Annotated in this window: 20 protein-coding genes; 11 read left to right on the plus strand and 9 right to left on the minus strand. The window is 68.8% G+C overall.

Going from position 1 to position 21,228, the window contains the following annotated elements; translation table 11 throughout:
* Positions 1–21: 21 nt before the first annotated feature.
* Complete coding sequence (locus DMC64_RS06355) at positions 22–1,620, minus strand: DEAD/DEAH box helicase (protein WP_125732584.1); 1,599 nt, start codon at positions 1,618–1,620, stop codon at positions 22–24.
* 463 nt (positions 1,621–2,083) lie between these two features.
* On the opposite strand from DMC64_RS06355, the gene DMC64_RS06360 reads away from it, so the two are divergent.
* The 3 genes from DMC64_RS06360 (at position 2,084) to DMC64_RS06370 (ending at position 4,423) form a co-directional block, all read left to right on the plus strand.
* Complete coding sequence (locus tag DMC64_RS06360; RefSeq protein WP_037335764.1) at positions 2,084–2,737, plus strand: ferritin-like fold-containing protein; 654 nt, start codon at positions 2,084–2,086, stop codon at positions 2,735–2,737.
* Between the two features lie 60 nt (positions 2,738–2,797).
* The gene (locus DMC64_RS06365) at positions 2,798–3,028 is read left to right on the plus strand and encodes a DUF3107 domain-containing protein (RefSeq protein WP_005167610.1); all 231 of its coding nucleotides are present in this window, start codon (positions 2,798–2,800) and stop codon (positions 3,026–3,028) included.
* Positions 3,029–3,142: 114 nt separating this feature from the next.
* Positions 3,143–4,423: a heparan-alpha-glucosaminide N-acetyltransferase domain-containing protein gene (locus DMC64_RS06370; RefSeq protein WP_125732586.1), complete on the plus strand. Its 1,281-nt coding sequence runs from the start codon at positions 3,143–3,145 to the stop codon at positions 4,421–4,423.
* 112 nt (positions 4,424–4,535) lie between these two features.
* On the opposite strand, the gene DMC64_RS06375 is transcribed toward DMC64_RS06370, so the two are convergent.
* Together DMC64_RS06375 and DMC64_RS06380 are read right to left on the minus strand one after the other, a co-directional pair.
* Positions 4,536–4,862, minus strand: a complete 327-nt coding sequence (locus DMC64_RS06375) for a DUF4873 domain-containing protein (RefSeq protein ID WP_125732587.1) — start codon at positions 4,860–4,862, stop codon at positions 4,536–4,538.
* Positions 4,859–5,626, minus strand: a complete 768-nt coding sequence (locus tag DMC64_RS06380; RefSeq protein WP_038519016.1) for a TetR/AcrR family transcriptional regulator — start codon at positions 5,624–5,626, stop codon at positions 4,859–4,861. The genes DMC64_RS06375 and DMC64_RS06380 overlap by 4 nt, the downstream gene beginning before the upstream one ends.
* Before the next feature lie 50 nt (positions 5,627–5,676).
* Between DMC64_RS06380 and DMC64_RS06385 the strand changes: the two genes are divergently transcribed.
* Together DMC64_RS06385 and DMC64_RS06390 are read left to right on the plus strand one after the other, a co-directional pair.
* Positions 5,677–6,585 carry a diiron oxygenase gene (locus DMC64_RS06385; protein ID WP_037332087.1) on the plus strand — a complete coding sequence of 303 codons (909 nt, stop codon included), beginning with the start codon at positions 5,677–5,679 and terminating at the stop codon, positions 6,583–6,585.
* On the plus strand, positions 6,582–7,505 hold the full coding sequence (locus DMC64_RS06390) for an alpha/beta fold hydrolase (RefSeq protein WP_125732591.1): 924 nt from the start codon (positions 6,582–6,584) through the stop codon (positions 7,503–7,505). The genes DMC64_RS06385 and DMC64_RS06390 overlap by 4 nt, the downstream gene beginning before the upstream one ends.
* Positions 7,506–7,974: 469 nt before the next feature.
* On the opposite strand, the gene DMC64_RS06395 is transcribed toward DMC64_RS06390, so the two are convergent.
* Positions 7,975–8,511 carry a carboxymuconolactone decarboxylase family protein gene (locus DMC64_RS06395; RefSeq protein ID WP_037332083.1) on the minus strand — a complete coding sequence of 179 codons (537 nt, stop codon included), beginning with the start codon at positions 8,509–8,511 and terminating at the stop codon, positions 7,975–7,977.
* Between the two features lie 102 nt (positions 8,512–8,613).
* On the opposite strand from DMC64_RS06395, the gene DMC64_RS06400 reads away from it, so the two are divergent.
* The gene (locus DMC64_RS06400) at positions 8,614–9,654 is read left to right on the plus strand and encodes an amidohydrolase family protein (RefSeq protein ID WP_125732593.1); all 1,041 of its coding nucleotides are present in this window, start codon (positions 8,614–8,616) and stop codon (positions 9,652–9,654) included.
* Between the two features lie 35 nt (positions 9,655–9,689).
* Complete coding sequence (locus DMC64_RS06405; RefSeq protein WP_125732594.1) at positions 9,690–11,108, plus strand: amidohydrolase family protein; 1,419 nt, start codon at positions 9,690–9,692, stop codon at positions 11,106–11,108.
* A 73-nt stretch (positions 11,109–11,181) separates the two neighbouring features.
* On the opposite strand, the gene DMC64_RS06410 is transcribed toward DMC64_RS06405, so the two are convergent.
* Positions 11,182–11,805, minus strand: coding sequence for a TetR/AcrR family transcriptional regulator (locus tag DMC64_RS06410; RefSeq protein WP_037332079.1), 624 nt, complete (start codon positions 11,803–11,805; stop codon positions 11,182–11,184).
* Between the two features lie 244 nt (positions 11,806–12,049).
* Between DMC64_RS06410 and DMC64_RS06415 the strand changes: the two genes are divergently transcribed.
* The 3 genes from DMC64_RS06415 to moeZ all read left to right on the plus strand — a co-directional run bounded on the left by DMC64_RS06415 (position 12,050) and on the right by moeZ (position 15,452).
* Positions 12,050–12,907 (plus strand): alpha/beta fold hydrolase, encoded by an 858-nt coding sequence (locus tag DMC64_RS06415; protein WP_199754901.1) that lies wholly within the window; start codon positions 12,050–12,052, stop codon positions 12,905–12,907.
* An 81-nt stretch (positions 12,908–12,988) separates the two neighbouring features.
* A complete protein-coding gene (locus tag DMC64_RS06420; protein ID WP_125732596.1) occupies positions 12,989–14,155 on the plus strand; it encodes a DUF3152 domain-containing protein in 1,167 nt (388 codons plus the stop codon).
* Positions 14,156–14,273: 118 nt separating this feature from the next.
* Entirely contained in the window at positions 14,274–15,452 is a 1,179-nt protein-coding gene (moeZ, locus tag DMC64_RS06425; protein WP_016331501.1) for an adenylyltransferase/sulfurtransferase MoeZ, read from the plus strand.
* 312 nt (positions 15,453–15,764) lie between these two features.
* Here the strand turns inward: moeZ and DMC64_RS06430 are convergent, their stop codons facing one another.
* Complete coding sequence (locus DMC64_RS06430) at positions 15,765–16,733, minus strand: hypothetical protein (RefSeq protein WP_233629576.1); 969 nt, start codon at positions 16,731–16,733, stop codon at positions 15,765–15,767.
* A gap of 105 nt (positions 16,734–16,838) precedes the next feature.
* Between DMC64_RS06430 and DMC64_RS06435 the strand changes: the two genes are divergently transcribed.
* Positions 16,839–17,636 (plus strand): TIGR02569 family protein, encoded by a 798-nt coding sequence (locus DMC64_RS06435; protein WP_125732599.1) that lies wholly within the window; start codon positions 16,839–16,841, stop codon positions 17,634–17,636.
* A 1-nt stretch (position 17,637) separates the two neighbouring features.
* Here the strand turns inward: DMC64_RS06435 and DMC64_RS06440 are convergent, their stop codons facing one another.
* From DMC64_RS06440 to DMC64_RS06450, 3 genes are read right to left on the minus strand one after another with little or no spacing between them, the layout of a single operon-like run.
* Positions 17,638–19,881 (minus strand): FtsX-like permease family protein, encoded by a 2,244-nt coding sequence (locus DMC64_RS06440; protein WP_125732601.1) that lies wholly within the window; start codon positions 19,879–19,881, stop codon positions 17,638–17,640.
* The gene (locus tag DMC64_RS06445; protein ID WP_125732603.1) at positions 19,878–20,558 is read right to left on the minus strand and encodes an ABC transporter ATP-binding protein; all 681 of its coding nucleotides are present in this window, start codon (positions 20,556–20,558) and stop codon (positions 19,878–19,880) included. The genes DMC64_RS06440 and DMC64_RS06445 overlap by 4 nt, the downstream gene beginning before the upstream one ends.
* A gap of 15 nt (positions 20,559–20,573) precedes the next feature.
* On the minus strand, positions 20,574–21,098 hold the full coding sequence (locus DMC64_RS06450; RefSeq protein ID WP_016331506.1) for a PadR family transcriptional regulator: 525 nt from the start codon (positions 21,096–21,098) through the stop codon (positions 20,574–20,576).
* Between the last annotated feature and the right edge of the window lie 130 nt (positions 21,099–21,228).

Raw genomic sequence — 21,228 nt, forward strand, 5'->3', positions numbered from 1 at the left:
CACGTCTGCGGTCTGAAAACCTCAGTCTGCCGACGCAGGTGTATCAGAAGTCGCCGACGGACGGCGACGGCGGCGTCGGCGAGCCGGACGCTCGGCGCTGTCGCCCGCCTCCTTCTCGACCGCCGGACCACTGACCTCGGGGCTCGGCTTCGCGGCACCGCGGCTGCGGCGACGGGTCCGCGTGCGGCCCTCCGAAGAGGTCTCGGCGGCCGCGCCCTCGGTGCCTTCCGCCGACGCCGCCGCGGCGGCGTCGGCGGCTTCGATCTTGGCGGCCGCGTTCGCACCGCCACGGGTCCGCTTGCGCGGCGCGCGGTTGCGCTTGCGGGGAGCTTCTTCGTCAGTGGCCGTGCGACCACGGCCGCGGCGCTTGCCGCCCAGGTCCTCTTCGGCCTCGGCCGAAAGACCGGCGCGGGTCCGCTTCGACAGCGGCAGGCGTCCGGTGGTGCCCTCCGGGATTCCGAGGTCGCTGAACAGGTGCTTCGACGACGAGTACGTCTCGACCGGCTCGGGCTTGTCCAGGCCGAGGGTGTCGGAGATCAGCTTCCAGCGCGGCTCCTCGTCCCAGTCGACGAGGGTGATCGCGACGCCGGTGCGCCCCGCGCGGCCCGTGCGGCCGATGCGGTGGACGTAGGTCTTCTCGTCCTCCGGCGTCTGGTAGTTGATCACGTGCGTGACGTCGTCGATGTCGATACCGCGGGCGGCGACATCGGTGGCGACCAGCACGTCGACCTTGCCGGAACGGAACGCGCGTAGCGCCTGCTCGCGGGCACCCTGGCCCAGGTCACCGTGCACGGCGGCGGCCGCGAAGCCGCGCTCGACCAGCTCGTCGGCGACCTTCTGCGCGGTGCGCTTGGTGCGGGTGAAGATCATCGTCAGGCCACGGCCCTCGGCCTGCAGCGCGCGGGCGATCAGCTCGGGCTTGTCCATCGAGTGCGCCCGGTAGACGAACTGGGTGGTGCGCTCGTGGATGGCGCCGGCGTCGTTCTCCTCGGCGCGGATATGCGTCGGCTGGTTCAGGAACGTGCGGGCCAGCGTGATGATCGGCCCCGGCATGGTCGCCGAGAACAGCATCGTCTGGCGCGCGTCCGGGACCATCCGCAGGATGCGCTCGATGTCGGGCAGGAAGCCCAGGTCGAGCATCTCGTCGGCCTCGTCCAGCACCAGGCCGCGGATCTTGCCGAGCACCAGGTGCTGCTGCTCGGCCAGGTCCAGCAGACGGCCGGGCGTGCCGATGACGACGTCGACGCCCTTGCGGAGCGCCTCGATCTGCGGCTCGTACGGGCGGCCGCCGTAGATGGCCAGCGTGCGGATGCCGAGGTGCTTGCCCGCGCCCTTGAGGTCGTTCGCGACCTGGATGCACAGCTCACGGGTCGGCACGACGACCAGCACCTGCGGGGTGCCGTCGCCGGGGACCTCGACGCGGTGCAGCAGCGGGACGCCGAAGCCCAGCGTCTTGCCCATACCGGTGCGGGCCTGGCCGATCAGGTCGTCGCCGGCCATGGCCAGCGGCAGCGTCAGCGCCTGGATGGCGAAGGTGCGCTCGATGCCGGCCTCGCCGAGGGCCTTCACGATCTCCGGCTTCACGCCGAAGGAGGCGAAGGTGGGGGATTCGGGCTCCACCGGGGCGCCCGCCTGCAGCGGGTGCGACGTGTCCAGCGCGGCCGGACCGGTCTCGCTGTGCTCCAGCGCGACGGCCTCCGGGACGCCGGTGGTGGTGTTCTCTTCGGTTGTGGTTTCGTTCGTGGTCAGGGTGCTCGCCTCTCTCGTGACCAGCGCGCACTGCCCTGGTCACCGATCGACACTCGACCACGAAATTTCGCTCGGGCTCCGCGCTACTGGCGCTGGAGCGGCCCTTCGTGGGAATGCCGCAGGATGGCGTGCACGCACATCATTCTTGTGCTGACCGGGGCCACACCGGCTGTCCTTCAGCCGCAGCGGCGTCCCGATCCGGGACGGAAGATCCGTCGTATCCGGCGGCCAGTCTACCTGATCTGCGGTTTTTCGATAGCCCCCGACTCGCCAACCGGCGTGGGATCGGTCTCTTCCGGACCCGGCGGGTGTGTTCGGCGATACCCTTTCCGCCGTGACCGAGGCAAAGCAGATCAGTGAAGGCGTAGTCGATTTGCTCGGCGTACTCGCCTATGGGGAATTGTCCGCATTCGATCGCATGGCCGAGGACGCGCGCACCGCTCCGACGCTGTCCGGACGGGCCGCGCTGGCGTCGATGGCGGCCGCCGAGATCGGGCACTACGACCTGCTCGCCAAGCACCTCGGGGGGCACGGCGTCGCGATCGAGGACGCGATGCGGCCCTTCGTCGGGCACATCGACGCCTGGCACGCCTCCACGGCGCCGCGTTCCTGGCTCGAGTCCCTGGTGAAGGCCTACGTCGGTGACGGGCTCGCCGCGGACCTCTACCGCGAGATGGCCAGCTGGCTCGACCCCGAGACCAAGGACCTGGTGCTCACCGTGCTCGCCGACACGGGCCATTCCGCGTTCGCCGAGCGCGAAGTCGCGGCCGGTATCGAGGCCGACCCGAAGGCGCGCGACAAGCTCGCGCTGTGGGGCCGCCGCCTGCTGGGAGAGGCGTTGACGCAGGCCCAGTACGTCGTCGCCGAGCGGGACGGGCTCGCCGAGCTGATCGTCGAGGGCTCGGGAGACCTTTCGGGAATCGCCGCGCTCTTCCGCCGGTTGCAGCAAGGGCACACCAAGCGCATGCAGGTGCTGGGCCTCGGCTGAGGTCACTTCGGCTAGCCTTGGCGCACCAGTAAATTTCGAACTTTCAAGCGGAGGTCCCACGTGGAGGTCAAGATCGGCATCAAGGACACGCCGCGGGAGCTCGTGGTGTCCAGCAGCCAGTCGCCCGACGAGGTCGAGGAACTGGTCGCGAACGCCTTGAGGGCCGGCGACGGGATCTTCCGCCTCGACGACGAAAAGGGCCGTAAGTACATCGTGCCCACCGACCGGATCGCCTACGTCGAGATCGCGCCGTCGGATGTTCGCAAGGTCGGCTTCGCTGTTGGTGGCTAACCCGATCGGGTTGTAGTCGGATGTCACAGTGGCGTCACCGCCGCGTCTCAGCCAGCTCTCAGATTTGATCGTCACGCTAAGGCGGGGACGGCAGGGGGCTAGCCGAGAAATGAGGTGGACGGCGTCACTGTGATGGACCGCGCGCTGGTCGACGGCGTGCGCACTGTTCCCGACCAAGGCAAACGGGCCGTAGGGCGGCTGACCGGTATCGACGTCGCCCGCGGCCTGGCCGTTCTCGGCATGTACGCGGTGCATGTCGGCCCCGATCCGGCCAAAGGCGGCGTCGGGGTGCTGTTCAAACCGTTCGAAGGCCATTCCGCCGCGTTGTTCGCGGTGCTGGCCGGGGTCTCGATCGCGCTGATGTCCGGCGGACGCCGTCCCAAAGAGGGCCGCGACCGGACCCGTGTCGCGCTGAAACTGGCGACCCGCGCCCCGCTCCTGGTGGCGCTGGGGCTGTGGCTGACCAGCCTCGAAACCGGCTACATGGTGATCCTGGCCTACTACGGGGCCTGTTTCCTCTTCGCGATCCCGTGGCTGCGCGCGGGCGCGAAGACGCTGGCGATCGCGGCGGTCACCGTCGCCGTGGTGGGCCCGCTGCTCTCACATCTGATCAGGGCGCAGCTGCTTCCCCGTGACCTGCTGTTCTTCGCGCCGGACCTCACCGCGGACGACGTCACCTCGACCGGACTGCTGAAGGCCGCGACCGTCCTCGTCCTGACCGGCACGTTCCCCGCGTTGACGCTGATGGCGTACGTGTTCGCCGGGATGGCGATCGGGCGGATGGACCTGACCTCGCGCGGCGTGTGCCGGCGGCTGTTCTTCGGCGGTTCGGCGCTCGCGGTGGGCGGATATTTCGTTTCTTGGCTCGCGACCGGGCCGCTCGGTGGCATGCAGGCGATTTACCGCTCTTTGGAACCGGCCGCCGCGCAGATGGGCATGACGCCGCCGGAATTCCTGCGGCTGCACCAGACCTGGATCCACGGCACGCCGCCGACCACCAGCTGGGCGTGGGAGCTGCTCCCGACAGGGACCTCGTATACGCCGTTCGACCTGCTGATCTCGATCGGGATCGCGGCGGCGGTGATCGGCGGCTGCCAGCTGCTGATGCCGAAGTTCGAGCGCGTGCTTCGGCCGCTTTCGGATCTGGGCGGGCGGGTGCTGAGCGCGTACGTGCTGCATTTCGTGGCGATCGCGCTGCTGTGGGACGAGAGCGACGGCGATTCGATCTTCAGCGTGCTGCACTTCGTCGAATTCTCGGTGGTGGCGCTGACCGCCGCGGTGCTGTGGCGGAAGTTCGTCGGTCGCGGGCCGCTGGAATGGGCGATGAACAAGCTGTCGAGCTGGCCGAAGTACCTGGTGCCCAGTGCCCGCGTACCTGCCCAAAGGCGGGGCTGACCTGCGAAGTGGTAGCAAAGGTCCCTTGCTCCCCGCGCTCACGGTAAGTACATGAAGGCCCCCTTCCCTGCGCTAGACGCAAGGAAGGGGGCCTTCATGTACTTCCGCCTGGTCAGGCGTTGAGTTCGTTCAGTTCTTCGAGGCTGGTCGGCACGTGGAAGGGCGGCGTGCTGGTGCCCATGATGCGGTAGCGGTCCCACGGGTCCGGGTCGGAGAGCTCGCCCTTCGCGCTGTACTCGCCCGCGCGGATCTCGACGGCGGTCTTCTTGCCGCCGGCGGCCGCGGACACCTGTTCGTTGGTGGCGACGCGGCCGTACCAGCGGTAGTACCCGTCGATGGGCTGGAAGTAGCCCCGCAGATCCACCGTCGTCACGATCTCGGTCCCGTCGATCACGAGGACCGCTTCGCCGGCGTAACCGTCTTCGTCGTGCTCGCTCACTGTGCCTCCGATTCCTTCCGCATTTGGACGACCTTGTTCTCTTCGAGCGGCAGGTTCGGGTCGATGACGATGCCCTGCTGCCGGGAGAGGCCGTCGATCGCGGCCCAGATGATCTGCGTCAGGTACTCGACGACGCTGTCGCGGCCCATCGAGCGCCGGTCCAGCCACCATTCGCCGGTGCTCTGCACCATCCCGACGATGCCGTGCGCCCACGGTTCGGCGGCGCCGGAGTCCATGTTGAACATCCGCATGTAGTCGCCGAGCAGCGCGGTCAGCGCGGTGGCGATCAGTTCCTTGTCCTCGGCGACGACGTCGGATTTGACGACCACCTTCTCCTGCAGGCCGCCGCGTGCGAGCAGGCGGTACAGGTTCGGGTGCTCCTCGATGACGCTGAAGAAGGAATCGAGCGCCATCCGGATCCGGGGGACCGGGGCGAGCTCGGAGTTGATGGCCGGGATCAGCCGCTGGAAGAGGATCTCCGTGCCGCGCTGCCCGAGCGCGACGTACAGATCCGCCTTGTCGTCGAAGTGCCGGTACAGCACGGGTTTCGTGACGCCCGCTTCGGCGGCGACGTCCTCCATGCCGAGGTCCGGGCCGTGCGTGTCGAGCGCGCGAAGGGCGGCCTCGACGAACTCCGCGCGACGCGCGATCCGGTGCTTGCGCCAGCGGTCGCGGCGGGCGTCGCCCGTGTCGGCCTCACCCGCCGTGGGGTGCTTGCTCGACTGCTTGCTGTTGCGCTTGACACGTTCGATCACCCCAGTCATGCTACCAGAGGTAACTGTTACCACGAGTTACAGATAGGGGTGTGTCGGCAATGACGCGGGCGCTGAAGGAAACAGACCGGGAGAAGACAGCCGAGCGGCTGCTCAAGTCCTCCGCGAACAAGTTCTACGATCCCGACGTCGACATCGACTGGACCGCCCCGCTCGTCGACGGGAAGCGCTTCATCCCGGCACACCGTTCTTCGCTCTACGGCACGAAATTGTGGGACTCGCTGTCGGAAGAGCAGCGCATCGAACTCGGCAAGCACGAGGTCGCCAGCGTCGCCACGACCGGGCTGTGGTTCGAAATCCTCCTGATGCAGATGCTGCTCAAGGAGGTCTACGAAGAGGACCCGACCAGTTCGCACGCCCAGTACGCGTTGACCGAGATCGCGGACGAATGCCGTCACTCGACGATGTTCGCGCGGATGGCTTCGCGGATCGGCTGCCCGTCCTACGGGCCGGTGCCGTGGTTGCGGCGGCTGGCGAAACTGATGCCGGCGATCAGCTACGGCCCCGCGCGCTACGGCGCGATCCTGGTCGCCGAAGAGGTACTCGACCGGCTTCAGCGCGAGCAGATGAACGACCCGGACATCCAGCCGCTGGTCCGCATGGTCAACCGGATCCACGTGCTCGAAGAAGCCCGGCACGTCACCTTCGCCCGCGAAGAGGTGACTCGCGGGATGGCGAAGCTGTCGAAGAAGGAAATCGTCTATCAGCAGTTCATCATCGCGCTTGTTTCGTACTTCGTGACCCGGGCCTTCATCAACCCGAACGTCTACAAGGCCGTCGGCATCCGTCCGCGTGACGGCGTCGAGGCCGCGCTGAACAACCCCAACTGGCGCGAAAGCATCCAGTGGGCGGGCGAGAAGATCATGCCGTTCCTGCAGGAATCCGGCCTGGTCGGCAAACCGGGCATGTACTTCTGGCGCAAGTCCTTCCTGCTGCCGGGGAAGCGATGAGGAGCGTCAAGCAGCGCGACGCCGTCTCGTGGGACCCGTCGCGGCAACATCGGTTCGTGACCGGTGACGGCACCGCCCTGCACGTCGAGACGAGCGGGCCCGCCGACTCCGAACTCACGCTGGTGCTCGTGCACGGCTGGACGCAGGACCATCGGACCTGGGACGGTGTGGTGTCGCGGCTCGGCGACTCCGTCCGTACCCTGCGCTACGACCTGCGCGGCCACGGCGGTTCCGCGCCGGCGAAACCGGGCACGGCCACGATCGCGACCCTCGCCGACGACCTCGCCGAGCTCATCCAGGACCGCGTCCCGACCGGGCCGATCGTGCTCGCCGGACACTCCATGGGCGGTATGACGATCATGGAACTGTCCCGCAGGCATCCCGATCTCGTGGCCCGGCGCGTCGCAGGGGTCGCGTTCGTCGCCACGTCGTCCGGTGAGATGGACCGGATCACCCTCGGCCTGCCGGGGATCGCGGGCAGCGGCGCGGCGAGGTTCGAACGGAGGCTCGCGAAGCTGCTCGCGAAGAACCGCCGGGACGCCTTGCCGTTGCCGCTGTCGGTGGTGCGGCCCGGTGCGCGGCTGCTCGTCTTCGGGCGGCGGCCTCAGCGGGCCGACGTCGACTCGGTCGCCGAGCAGTTGCTGTGCGCGCATCCGGCGAGTGTCGCGGGATTCCAGGACGCGATTTCGCGGCACGACTGCCGGGTGACGCTGGCCGCGCTGCAGGGCAAGCCGGTGGTCGTGCTGGCGGGGGAGCGGGACCGGCTCTGCCCGCCGCCGCACGCCAAGGTCATCGCCGACGAGCTGCCGGAGGCCGAGTTCGTGCGGTATCCGGGGGCGGGGCACATGCTTCCGCAGGAACGGGCTCAGGAGGTTTCGGACCGCATCGCGGCGCTTGTCCGCCGCGCCGCGAGGGTCTGAAAGGGGAGCGAGGGACCTTTGCTACCACTTCTCTCGACATTGAGACAGGTGGTAGCAAAGGTCCCTTGCTCTCTTTCTGCAGGTCAGGGTCCCGGGTGAGGTGGTTGTGCTTGCCTGAAGGGAGGGTGCGTGTGATCAGGCGGACGACACGCGTGATGGAGTCGGCGGCGCGAGCGGCTCGTCACTGAGATCCAGCATCGTGCCCTCAGACTGTCCTAAAAGGACAATTCTCGAGATCAAGGCGTCCAATTTGGGTACTTTGCGCAGTATTGCCCGGGGGTCGTGAGTGGCGATGGTCGTTCTAACCCTCTTTACCACTCACGACTCCCCGCAAAACCGGACTTACAAGCATAAAGCGGGCGTATGCTGCCCGGAAAGTGACCGCCCCTCAACAACCGGCCCAGACAGGGCCAAGTGGCTTTCGCGACGGGTGGCCGGCGCGGGTGGTAGCAAAGGTCCCTTGCTCCCTTCAGAGGGAGGTGTAGCCGTTCGCCAGGAGCCGGACCCCCGCCTCCTGGTAGGCGTCCTGGTCGTCGACGGCGAGCGTGGCCAGCCCGTCGACATAGCGGTTGAACATGCAGAACGCGGCCGCGATCAGGACCGTGTCGTGGATTTCGACGTCCGTCGCGCCCTCCGCGCGGGCGGTCTCGATCAGGTCTTCGCCCACCGACTTCCCGCTTTCGCGAACGGCGAGCGCGACATGCAGGAGTGCCTTCAGCTTCGCCGACACGGGGGCGTCGTCGACGTCCTTCCACGCCGCCTCTACGACCGGCATGCCGCCTTCGAGCGCTTCGGCGGCGACGGCGGCATGACTGCGTGAACAGAACGTGCAGTCGTTGCCGCGCGAGACGACGGCGCCGATCAGTTCGCGTTCGCCCACGCTGAGGCTGCTCGGGCCGCGAAGCAGGACCTCGGCGAGCTGCCCGAGCGGCGCCGCCGTCTCCGGCCGGTAGGCGAACAAGGCGGTGATGCCGGGAAGGTTCTCGTCGAGCGCGATATGCGGCATGGTGACTCCTCGCGGATCGGCAACGCGGTCGCTTTGATTCATAGCCGAAACCCGGCTCGTCGCGATGTCGCTGGATTGCTCGACACGAGAGCGAGGGGCATTGTGATCGTCAGAATCCGAGGCCGTGCGCTTCCCGACGGCGAGTACGTCGATCTCTACGCCGACGGTGACCGATGGACCACCGATCCGGTTCCGGGGGTGGATCTGGTCGCCGAGGGCTGGCTCTTGCCGGGCCTCGTCGACGCTCACACCCATCCCGGAGCCGAGGAGCCCGGCGACCCGATGGACGAGGAGATCCTGCGCGCCGATCTGCACCGGCACGTCGACGCCGGGGTCACGATGATCCGTTCGCCGGGGCTGCCCGGTGAGCCGCCCGAGTGGTTCGGCGCCGAACCCGGCTTGCCCCGCGCGGTGCACGCCGGGCCGTGGATCGCGCAGCACGGCCAGTTCTTCGACGGCTGGGGCCGCCGCGCCACGCACGCGGAGCTCCCCGGATTGGCCGCGGCGCAGGCGAAACGCACCGGCTGGGCCAAGATCATCGCCGATTGGCGGGTCGGGGACGAAGCCGTGCCGTCCGACGTCATGACCGCCGTCGTCGAGGCGGTGCACGCGGTGGGCGGGCGTCTCGCCGTGCACTCGCAGCACGCCGCCGGCGGTGAAGCGGTGGTGGCCGCGGGAGTCGACTCCGTCGAACACGGGATGTGGCTCGATCCCGGGTACCTGCCGGACATGGCGGCCCGCGGGACCGCGCTCACCCCGACGCTCTCGGTGTTCCAGGCGGCGCTCGGGCGGGCGCGGAACCGTGAGGACACCCCGCGGAAACGGTGGTTCGTCGGCGGGGCGGAGGCGCATCCGGGGTTGATCGTGGCGGCGGCCGAAGCCGGGGTGAAGATCCTCGCCGGGACCGACTCCCGGCCGCATGGCCGCGTCGGCGTCGAGATCCGCGCCCTCGCGGAAGCGGGGCTGCGACCGCACGACGCCCTCGCCGCGGGTTCGTGGGCCGCGCGCGAATACCTGGGATTGCCCGGGCTGGTCCCGGGCGCGCCCGCCGACGCCGTCGTCTACGCGGAGGATCCTCGTGAAGACGTGGCACGGCTGGAGCATCCCGTCGCGGTAATTCTGCGGGGCGTCCGCGTCAGGTGAGCTAGCGTGATCTTTTCGACTGGGGAGTTGGAACGATGAAACGAAACAGATCGATCCTGTCCGTTTTCAGCCTCACCATCGCCGTGGTCCTCGGAGCGGCTCTGCTCACCGATCTGGGTGGCGAGACCACCGAAGCCGGCGACGCGGAATTCACCGGCGCCGGCCGGGTCGTCATCCGTGACGCTTCGATGGTGCTCACGATGGATCCCGGCCTCGGCGAAGGACCGCTCGGCGCCCTCGCCGACGCCGACGTCGTACTGGAAGGCACCAAGATCAAGCAGGTCGGCAAGGACCTCGACGCCGGCACCGCGAGAGTCGTCGACGGCCGGGGCAAGATCGTGCTGCCCGGCTTCGTCGACCTGCACAACCACCTGTGGCAGTCGCTCATCCGCGGCTGCGCGGCCGACAAGGAACTCATCGGCTGGCTCGGCAAATGTGTCATCCCGCTGTACCGCGCTCCCGTGACCGACGCGGACGCGTACGCGGGCACGAAACTCGCCGCGGCCGACGTCGTCTCGACCGGGATCACCACGGTCACCGACTGGTCGCACGCGTTCAACACCGACTTCGCCAAGGGCGGTCTCCGCGCGCTCGGCGAGTCGAAACTGCGGTTCCTCTACTCCTACAACGGCACCACCGATCCCGCGCTGCAGAACGAGATCCGCCGCGTGAAGCGCGAGGTCATCGATCTGAACCCGTTGGCACGCCTGCAGATCGGCACGCATCCGTCCACGGGGAACTTCCCGAGCGTCGAAGCCTCAGAGAAGCTCGCGCGCGAACTCGGCGTCCCGCTGAACGTGCACCTGCTCGAATCGAAGGCCGATCTGACCGCGGGGCAGATGGACGCGCTCCGGCGCGCGAACGCGTTGCACCCCGGGCTGGTGGCGAACCACGTCATCCAGACCACCGACGCCGATCTCGACGAACTCGCGGCCGCCGGGGTCGGCGTGGCGCACAACCCGCTGTCGAACATGCGGCTCGCGTCGGGCGTCATCCGGTTGCCGGAGATGAAGAAGCGGAACATGAAGGTCGGGCTCGGCCTCGACGGCGGCACCAACGACACGAGCGACATGTTCAACGTGATGCGCGCGGCCGTCGGTCTCCAGCGGGCGACCACGACGGATCCGGCGGTCTACCCGACCACGACGGACGTCTTGCGCATGGCGACCCTCGGCGGCGCGGAGGCGCTCGGGATGGACAAGGAGATCGGGTCGCTGACACCGGGGAAGCGGGCGGACCTCCAATTGGTCGACGCCCAGGCGGTCAACTTCGCGCCGAAGGTGGACTGGGTGAATCAGCTGGTCTTCAACACCCAGCCCGCGAACGTCGCATGGGTGTTCGTCGACGGGCGCGCCCTCAAGCGCGAAGGCCGCGTTGTCGGTATCGACACCGCGAAGGTCGTCGCCGACGCCCAGGCCGCCGCCGACCGCCTGAAGAAGCTCCTGCCCCAGTGACCTGACGCAATTCGTCCTCTGAATGCGATCGTTGCGCGTGCAAGGACCGCATTCAGAGGACGAAACGCGGGGGTCAGTGCTGGAGCGGGAAGCCACCGCCGATGCCTCGCCAGGCGAGGTTGGCGGTGAGCGCGACGGCCTCTTCGCGGCTCATCGACTTGTGGTGCGCCAGCCAGAAGCGCGCGCTGACCTGCGAGAGGCCCACGAGGCCGACGGCGAGCAGCCGGGCCTTGTCCTCGTCGAGGCCCGCGTCGGCGGTGATGGTCTCGGTGATCGCGTCGACGCTGGCCGACGTCGCCCGGTCCACCGCCTCCTGGACGGCGGGCTCGCCGCGCAGGTCGGACTCGAAGACCATGCGGAAGGCGCCGGCGTCGTTGTTCACGAAGTCGAAGAACGCGCCGACGGTCGCCGGCACGCGCTGCTTGTTGTCCGACGTGGAGTCGAGCGCGTCCTTGACCCGCCGCACCAGTTCGTCGACGTGGCTCTCCAGCAGCGCGATGTAGAGGTCGAGCTTGCCGGGGAAGTGCTGATAGAGGACCGGCTTGCTGACTCCGGCCTCTTCGGCGATCTCGTCCATCGCGGCGGCGTGGTATCCGTTCGCGGCGAACACCCGCTGCGCGGCGGCCAGCAGCTGGGCGCGGCGTTCCGTTCTGGGCAGGCGGACGCCTCGGGCCTGCAGTCGCGCCATTTCTGTCATCGTTCCTCCAGTAGCCGCGGGCTCCGCGGGGCGGGGTCACCGCCGCGTGAAGTGAGCTCGAGATTACTCGCCGGTACGGCCGGACCGCCAAGGGTCGGGCATCCTTGATGCTGTGTCTTCTTCAGTTTCCCGTGCCGCCGGGGGCCGCTCTCCGCTGACCCATGTGCCGCTCTCGCGCAGGTCATTGCCGTCGCTGGACCCGGCGCCGCCCCCTTGGCCCGGGGAAACAATAGGTGTCGGCGGGGTGAAATTGCACATCCGCCGGACTCCGGGCGGTCCCGAGACGGCCGTCTACGTCCACGGTCTCGGGGGATCGTCCACTAACTGGACCGACCTCGCCGCCCTCTTGGCGCCCCAAGCCTCGGGCACGTCGGTCGATTTGCCGGGTTTCGGCTATTCGGAGCCGCCCGACGACTTCGACTTCAGCCTCGACGCGCATGCCGAGGTCGTGGCGAGCCACATCGAGAGTCTCGAAGCGGGGCCGGTGCACCTGTTCGGCAACTCGATGGGCGGCGCAGTCGCGCTGCTCGTCGCGGCCCGCCGCCCGGAGCTGGTGAAGACGCTGACGCTGATCTCGCCCGCCATGCCGGACCTCCGGCCCAGCATGAAGCGGCTGTCCGACCCGCGGATGGCGTTCGCATACCTGCCGCTGATCGGCCCTGCCGTGCGCCGTCGACTCGCCGCGCTCGGCCCGCGCGAACGAGCCATGCAGGTCATCAAGCTGTGCTTCGCCGACCCGGGCCGCTTCGCGCAGAGCCGGCTGGACGAGCTCGAAGAGGAACACAGTGCCCGCGCCGGGTTCGCCTGGGCCGCCCCCGCGCTGGCGCGCAGCACGTTCGGCATCTTCCGGACGTGGTCCGCGCGCGGTCCCGCGTCGCTGTGGGCGGTCGCGCCGACCGTCGACGCGCCGACGCTCGTCGTGTGGGGGCAGCACGACCGGGTGATCTCCGTCCGGCGCGCCGAGCGCACCGCTCGGCTACTTCCGCACGCGCGGTTGCTCGTTCTGCCCCGAACCGGCCACGTGGCGCAGATGGAACGCCCGAATGTCGTAGCGAAGGCCGTTTTGGGGATGTGGGAATCGGTCGAATCGGGCACTTGGTAGCCCATTCGGGTGGGTAGGACACGCCGGGCGAAGCGCCGGTCGCTCACAACATCACAGTTCGGTTATGGCACCCTGGTGCGCGTGGATCGGGTAAAGCAAGGCGCGCAGGGCGAGGGTCGGCGGTCTCAGTACTCCGCATCCGCCCGCCGTCCGCCGCGCGCCCAGCCCCGGTCCTCCGACGTGCCGCGCACAGGCCAGTACCGGCCGACGCCGCCGCCGTCGCAGCGGCTCGACGAGGACCGTTACCGTCCCGGCGGCCGCCGGACCAGCGCCCAGCCGCTCAGCGCGTCCTGGAAGCCGCACGAGACCGGCGCCGCCAAGGCCAAGGCCGCCAAACGCAAGGGCGGCATCGGCCAGTTCGCCAAGACCTACGGCTGGCGCGTGTACGCACTGCCGATCCTCGTGGTGATCACCGCGCTGGTCGTGTTCAACACCGCCACCGGCCCGGCCGAACCGATCGCCTCCGACGGCACGACCCAGGCCGCGGCCGATGGATCCGCCGGCAACGGCGGAGAGCCGGGCGCGGGGGTCGACGGAGGCGGCGATGTCCTCCCGGAGAACCCGGCCAAACCGGTCGACCTCAAGATCCCGACCGCGGACCTGCCCAAGGGCGGCCCCTTCACCGAGTCCGGCAAGGGCACCTATCACGTGGTGCCGGGCAAGGGCGACAAGGTCGGGACGGGCCAGCTGTACACGTACACCATCGAGGTCGAGGACGGCATCGATCAGGCCAGCTACGGCGGTGACGACAGCTTCGCCGCGATGGTGGAAGGCACCCTGTCGAATCCCAAGAGCTGGACGTGGGACGGCAAGAAGGCGCTCCAGCGCGTCGACGCGAGCTTCCCGAATCCGAGCTTCCGGGTGAGTCTCACCACACCGAACACCACGCATCGCGCGGACGTCTGCATGTTCCAGATCACCTATGAGACGTCCTGCTACCGCTCGAGTTTCGACAAGCGCGTGGTGATCAACCTCGCCCGCTGGGTGCGAGGGGCGCTGGCCTTCGAGAGCGACATGACCGGGTACCGCCAGTACGCCATCAACCACGAGGTCGGGCACGCGCTGGGCGGAAAGCACGTGGGCTGCCCGGAGAACGGCGCCGTCGCGCCCGTCATGATGCAGCAGACCTTCGGCGTCTCGAACGACTTCGTGGCGCAGCTGAACAATCTCCCCGGCGGCGACCGCGGCAAGGTGCTCGCGGACGGCAAGGTCTGCAAGCCGGGCTCCTGGCCGAATCAGACACCCTAGTCCACGCCGTCTCACCTGCTGGAACATCCCAGGATATGAAACAGGGGAAGTCGTTTCCGCCTGTCGGTGTTGTAGATACTGGGATGCGACCCGCGATCCACGCGAGATGGAGGACCCGATGTCAGGCACGCTGCCGCCGCTCGTCGAGCCGGCCGCCGAGCTCACCAAGGAAGAGGTGGCCCGGTACAGCCGTCACCTGATCATCCCGGACGTCGGGGTGACCGGGCAGAAGCGGCTGAAGAACGCCAAGGTGCTGGTCATCGGTGCCGGTGGCCTCGGCAGCCCGGCGCTGCTGTACCTGGCCGCGGCCGGGGTCGGCACGCTCGGCATCGTCGACTTCGACGAGGTCGACGAATCGAATCTGCACCGCCAGGTCATCCACGGACAGTCCGACATCGGCAAGCTCAAAGCCGCGTCGGCGCAGGAGACGATCGCCGAGATCAATCCGTTCGTGAAGGTGCACCTGCACACCGACCGGCTCGAGTCGTCGAACGCGCTCGAACTGTTCGAGCAGTACGACCTGATCCTCGACGGCACCGACAACTTCGCGACGCGGTACCTGGTGAACGACGCCGCCGTGCTCACCGGCAAGCCCTACGTGTGGGGCTCGATCTACCGGTTCGAGGGCCAGGCGAGCGTGTTCTGGGAGGACGCGCCGAACGGCAAGGGCCTCAACTACCGCGACCTCTACCCCGAGCCGCCGCCGCCCGGCATGGTGCCGTCGTGCGCCGAGGGTGGCGTGCTGGGCGTGCTGTGCGCGTCGATCGGCTCGATCATGGTCAACGAGGCGATCAAGCTGATCACCGGTATCGGCGAGCCGCTGCTGGGCAGGCTCGTCAGCTACGACGCGCTCGAGATGAAGTACCGCGAGGTCAAGATCCGCAAGGATCCGGAGACCCCGAAGATCACCGAGCTCATCGACTACGAAGCGTTCTGTGGCGTCGTGTCCGACGAAGCCGCTTCGGCCGCTTCGGGAAGCACGATCACTCCGGCGGAACTCAAGGCCAAGTTCGACAACGGCGACAACTTCGCCCTCATCGACGTCCGCGAGCCGCACGAGTACGAGATCGTGAACATCAAGGGCGCGACGCTGATCCCGAAGGACAAGATCCTTTCGGGCGAGGCGCTGTCGGAACTGCCGCAGGACAAGCCGATCGTGCTGCACTGCAAGTCGGGCGCGCGTTCGGCGGAGGCGCTCGCGGCGCTGCACAAGGCCGGGTTCAAGGACGCGACCCACCTCGGTGGCGGCGTGCTGGCCTGGGCGCGGCAGATCGACCAGAGCCTGCCGACCTACTGACGTTTTGCGCGCGGAGCCTTGGGTGCCCAAAGTGGTAGCAAAGGTCCCTTGCTCTCTTTGGTCTTGGCGGTGCCGTGAAGGCCTCCTTGCCTACCCTGAAGGTAGTGAAGGAGGCCTTCACGGACATTGGGCCTCGGCGATGGCGTCTATCCCGGTGGTCAAGCGCCCAGGGATTGGGCCTGATTTGGGCGTTTTCGGCCGGGTCGTGAGTGGTAATGATCGTTCTAACCGTCTTTGCCACTCACGACCCCGACTGAAAACCGTGCATATATGCATCAAGCGGACATTTTCCTGTCATTTGGTGTCCGAGCGTCAGTAGCCGATCGAGCGGCCGGTGAAGATCGCCCGCACGAAGGCAGTGAACCCCGCCAGGACATCGGTCCGGTTCCCGCCCCGCGACTTCGGCACGGCGGCGATGATCTCGGCGTCGGTCAGCGGATGGGTCTTCCCGGCCAGTTCCCGCAGTTCCTCGGGTTTCCAGTTGTGGTTGCCCGCGACGTGCACCGACAGCGCGCCGCGGCGCTGCACGAACTCGATCCGCTCGGTGTCACGTCGCACGAACTCGCCGTCGCCGACCTGGGTGCACGTCGCGGTTTCGAGGCGCCAAGCGGTCTTCACCGCTGTCTCGCAGCTCTCGACGACGTCGGTCGCGAAGGTCCAGACGGGCGATATCCACAGCTGGGGCGCGTACTCGACGATCAGCGACCCGGAGTCTTCGGTCGTTTTGGTCGGGAGCCGATGCGGGCCGAGATCCGCCGCGAGGGTGCGGTCGTGCGGGACCCCGGTCGCGGCGAGCCGCCGGGCGGCGGTGTCCGAAGGCAGCGATGCGGGGACGGCGATCCCGCCCGCGACCACCGCGATCAGAAGGACTCCCGCGCCCAGCCGGACGCCCGGTCCCCGCGCGAACAGACCCGCGACGAGCAGCACCGGCACCCCGAAGAACGGCACCGCGAACCAGGGATCGAACGCCTCCGCCACCTCCAGCACGAAGATCGCGCCGAAAACGCCGGAGATCCCCGCCACGAAAGCCCACGCGAGCCGCGGCCAAGGCTTCGCGACGGCCGGGAAAGCCTCTGGCGCCGCGAAACCGACGACGTAGACCATCCCGATCGACGCGAGCGGAACCGGCAGCGCGATCCACGGGACGTGCAGGAACGCGGCGAGCAGGAGCAACAGGCCCATGGTGACAGCGCCCAGCGTGCCGAGCAGCCACAGTGAACCGAGTGCGAGGGCGGTGAGTTGCCCGTCGGTGAGGCGGCGCTGCGCCGTTCGGGGGAGCACGGTCGAAGAATGGCAGGTCAGAAGCGATCGTGTCATGAGTATCGCTACTCAAGACCAGCGCGTCTTCTCGTTCGTGGCGCGGAAGACGGGGTAACGTGCCGAGCCGTGCGTGCCACCCTTCAGAGCCCTCCCGAACACGTCTGTGCGGCGTTCGGCGGACGTACCGGTGACGCGGAACCGATGCCCGGCACCGATTCCTGGCGCTACAACGATCTCGTGCTCAAGCCGGTCGTGGACAAGTCCCGGACCCTGTGGACGGCACGGGCGCTGGAAGCCGTCGACGAGCCGGGCCTGCGGGTCGCGAAACCGGTCCGGTCCAGTGACGGCCGGTGGGTGGTCGGCGGCTGGTCGGCGAACCGGTTCGTGTCCGGCACGGCCGAGCACCGGTACGACGAGGTCGTGCACGCGGCGGTCAAACTGCATCGCGCGACGGCCGGTCTGCCCCGGCCGGACTTCCTGGGGCGGCGCACCGATCTCGAAGCGCTGGCCGACAAACTCGCCTGGGGCGAGGCGGACATGCCCCTCGACGAGAACAAGGGCGGCCGCTGGTTCGAGGTACTGGCGGGGTCCCGAAGACCGGTCAAACTGCCCGACCAGGTCGTCCACGGGGAGCTTCTCGCCGGCGTGCTCTTCGACGGCGACGCGGCGCCCGGCATCGTCGATTTCGTGCCGTACTACCGGCCGGGTGAATGGGGCGCGGCGATCGTCGCGGTCGACGCGCTGGCCTGGGGCGGCGCCACCATCGATCTCCTCGAACGCTGGGCGCATCTCCCCGAATGGCCGCAGCTTCTCCTGCGGGCGGTCCTCTTCCGCCTGGCGGCCAACGCCCTCGACCCGCGGTCGACCCGGGCGGCGCACGACGGACTTCGTGCCGCCGCCCGGGACGTGAGCGCCGTGCTGTAGGTCACTCGGTGCGCAGGTTCTCCGTCTTCGCCGCCGAGCGCACGGACGGCACCGTCGACGCCGTCACCAGCAGCACCATCACGACGGCCGCCGCGGCGAGCAGTGCGACCGCGGACCAGTCGACGTACAGCCCGTCCCAGAACAGCCGCTTGCCCAGCGCGGCGACGGCGATCCCGGTCGCCGTCGCGAGCACGATTCCCAGCAGCAGCGGAATCCCGTTCTGCCACATGAGGGATCGCACGATCACCCGCACCGGGACACCGGTGGCGGACAGCGCGCCGAGGGCCCGCCGCCGTTCACGGACCTGTTCCTGGGCGAGCACCAGCAGGCTCACGCCGGCCAGCAGCAGGACGAACAGCGCGCCGCCGAGCAGGATGTCCCGCGCGTCGTCGAACATCCGGGCCTCGGTGGAGGCCCGCTCCCCGTTGAAGGCCGCCACGGTGACCTGCCCGCTGTACGGCGCCACCGAGTTCCGCACCAGCTCGACGAAATCCGGATTCCCGGTCGTCCCGCGCACGGTCGCCGTGACCAAGGCCGCGGCCAGGTCGACACCCGCCACCGCCGCGGGCGTCGCGAGCACTCGCGGCGCCAGGGTCTCGGTGACGCTCGATGGCTTCACCTCGAACGGCCGCGGGGTGACCGGAACGGTCCACGGCTGCTCCCGTTTGTCGTTGTCCGTGATCTTCGTCGACTGTCCTATGTGGAGAGAGGAGGGATCGGCGAACACGTCGCCGTCGCGGCAACCGGTCGCGGTGGTCGTCGCCTCGATCGTGGCGCAGTCGGCGACGGCGATCGGCACGAGCGCCCCGTCCTGGCGCTTCCCGTCGACGAACAGCGAACGCAGCGCCTGGAGATCGGCGGCGCCGGGGACCGCGCGGACCGCGGCGATCGCCCGATCGGCCACGGAACCGTCCGCGTAAACGGTGATCCGGCCTCCCGTGCCGTCTTGGCGAACGGCCTCCATCGCGGCCTGTCCCGCCAGGAGGCTCTGCAGCGCGATCGCCCCGGCGAGGACCACGCAGAGCCCCGCGACCACCCGTGACGGGGTCCCGCTGTCGCTCTGCAGACGGCGGATCGCGAGCTGGAACGACGGCGGCCCGCCCTTGATCCGGGAAACGGCGCGTTCCAGCAGCCACGGCAGCAGCGCGGGAATCCCGACCATCAGCAGTGCCGCGCCACCGATCAGCGCCCAGCGGCCGAGTTCGCTCGCGACACCGAGATCCGGAGCGATCACCAGGATTCCGAGGACGACCGGGAGCAGCCGCCACCACAACCGGCGCTTCGGCGGCGCGGTCTCGCGGACGACGCCGAGCGGTTCGACGACCAGGTGCCGTTGGGACGCCCAAGCCGTCGCCACGGTCAGGGCCGGGACCGCGAGCACGATCAGCACCACCAACGGCCACGACGGCGTCAGGTCGTCCGGGTACAACCCGAACCGGAACACCTGGAAATCCGCCGCCGTGCCGCGGAAGAGCAGGAACAGCGCGGTACCGACGACCAGCCCGGCCGCGGCGCCCACGAGGGATTCCGCGGCGGTGATCCGGCGTAGCTGCGCGAGGGACGAGCCCGCCAGCCGCAACGCGGCGAGCCGCCGGTCCCTGGCCGCGCCGCCGAGCCGGGAGACCGTCCCGACGAAGATGAACACCGGCGTGAGGAGGACGAAGAGCCCGAGCAGCAGGAGGATCAGGATCCCGTTATCGATCAGGGCGTGATAGCCGGGTTCGGCGCCGAAGCCGTAGACCGTGCGTGCGTCCCGCATCGCGTCCGTGCCGACGTAGGCGACCAGGTCGTTCGGATTGAGCGTGGTCTCCCCGGCGATGAGCCCGGCGGGCTTCCCGGGCAGACGGGGCCGCAGCAAGCCGGTGGTGTCGGCCGCGACGAGCTCGGCCAGCTTCGGCGAAAGGAAGACCTCGCCCGGTGCGGGCAGCCGGTCCACCCCCGGCGGGATCGGCGAATTCGGGCCGGTCGGCCGCAGGTGGACGAGTGAGATCGCCTCGCCGCGGAAGTCGGTCGTCGTCGCCGCGTACTTCAGCGGGTCGACGCCCGGGATCGGTTCGCTCCGCACGGAAGCGGCGAACGTCCGGTGGTCGCGGTTCTCCTTGATGGTGCCCGCCGAGGCGCCGAGCAGCAGGATCGCCACCGCGAGCCCGATGCCGACGGTGCTCAGGACGAGTCTGACGATCGAGCCCCGGCCGCCCCCGACGGCCAGCCGGAACCCGAGCATCAGGTCTTCGCGCCCGGTCATCGGGTCACCACCGGTTCCCGTGTCCGGCCGTCGCGCACGATGACCTCCCGGTCGGAGTAGGCGGCCACCCGCGGTTCGTGGGTGACCAGGACGACGGCGGCGTCGGTTTGTTTCGCCGCCTCGGACAGCAGGCGCATGACCAGTTCTCCGCTGAGCGTGTCCAGCGCGCCGGTCGGTTCGTCGGCGAAGATCACCGACGGTTCGGTGACCAGTGCCCTGGCCATCGCGACCCGCTGGCTCTGCCCGCCGGAAACCTGGCCGGGCGTGCTGTCGCCGACTTCGCCGACCGTCAGCCGGTCGAGCCAGCCGCGCGCGGTCCGCTCGGCGGGGCGGCGCCTCATCCCGCTCAGCCGCAGCGGCAGCGCGACGTTCTCCAGGCAGGTCAGCTCCGGCACGAGCTGCCCGAACTGGAAGACGAAACCGAATTCGGTGCGCCGCAAGGCACTGCGTTCGGCGTCGGACATGCTCGCGAGATCACGCCCGCGGAAGAGGACCTGGCCTCCATCGGGCCGGACGATCCCGGACAGGCAGTGCAGCAGCGTCGACTTCCCGGACCCCGATGGCCCCATGACCGCGACGATCTCGCCGGGTTCGAGCGTCAGCCCGGCCCCGGCCAGCGCCTGATTCGGACCGAAGGCCTTGTGCAGGCCCAGCCCGTGTAACAACGGTGTTTCCACTGTGTGGTCCCCAGATCAGCGCGTCAGCTGGCGCGCGAGGTCGTCGAGGCGGGCGGCGGTGAGCTCCAGCCACCGCAGATCCGCCTCCAGGTGGAACAGTGCGTGGTCGCAGATCAGCTGGTCGGCGAGGTCGCCGTCGGTTTTGCGGGCGGTGAGCTCGCGCATGGCGCGCAGATGGGAGCTCCGCTGCGCGTCGAGCAGATCCTGGGCGCCGCGGCCGGACAGGAGCGCGAGCACGACCTTGGTGTAGAGCGTGTTCTGCAGGTAGACGGAGGGGTTTTCCGGGCTCTTCAGCCATTCCTCGACGTTGGTGACGCCGGCGTCGGTGATCGCGTACCGCTTCCGGTCCGGTCCGCCGCCCGCTTCGACGCCGTTCTCCTCCACGAGGCCGTTCTTCAGGAGCCGGTTCAGCGTCGAGTAGACCTGCCCGTAGTGCAGTGGACGGTCTTGGCGGAACTGCTTGTCGTAGAGCTGTTTGAGGTCGTAACCGTGCTTCGGACCGGCTTCGAGCAGGCCGAGCAGGGTGTTCCCGATGGACATGCGGGCGACTATACACAGTGTGTATACGCACGGTCTATACACATGGTGAATAGTCCCGAGCGTCGCTCTTCCGACCTCACGGTGTGACGTCCATCGGGGGCGGGCAATGTCAAACGCCTGAAACATTCAG

The sequence above is a fragment of the Amycolatopsis sp. WAC 04197 genome (assembly GCF_003947475.1).
In the GTDB taxonomy this organism is placed as follows: Bacteria; Actinomycetota; Actinomycetes; order Mycobacteriales; family Pseudonocardiaceae; genus Amycolatopsis; species Amycolatopsis japonica.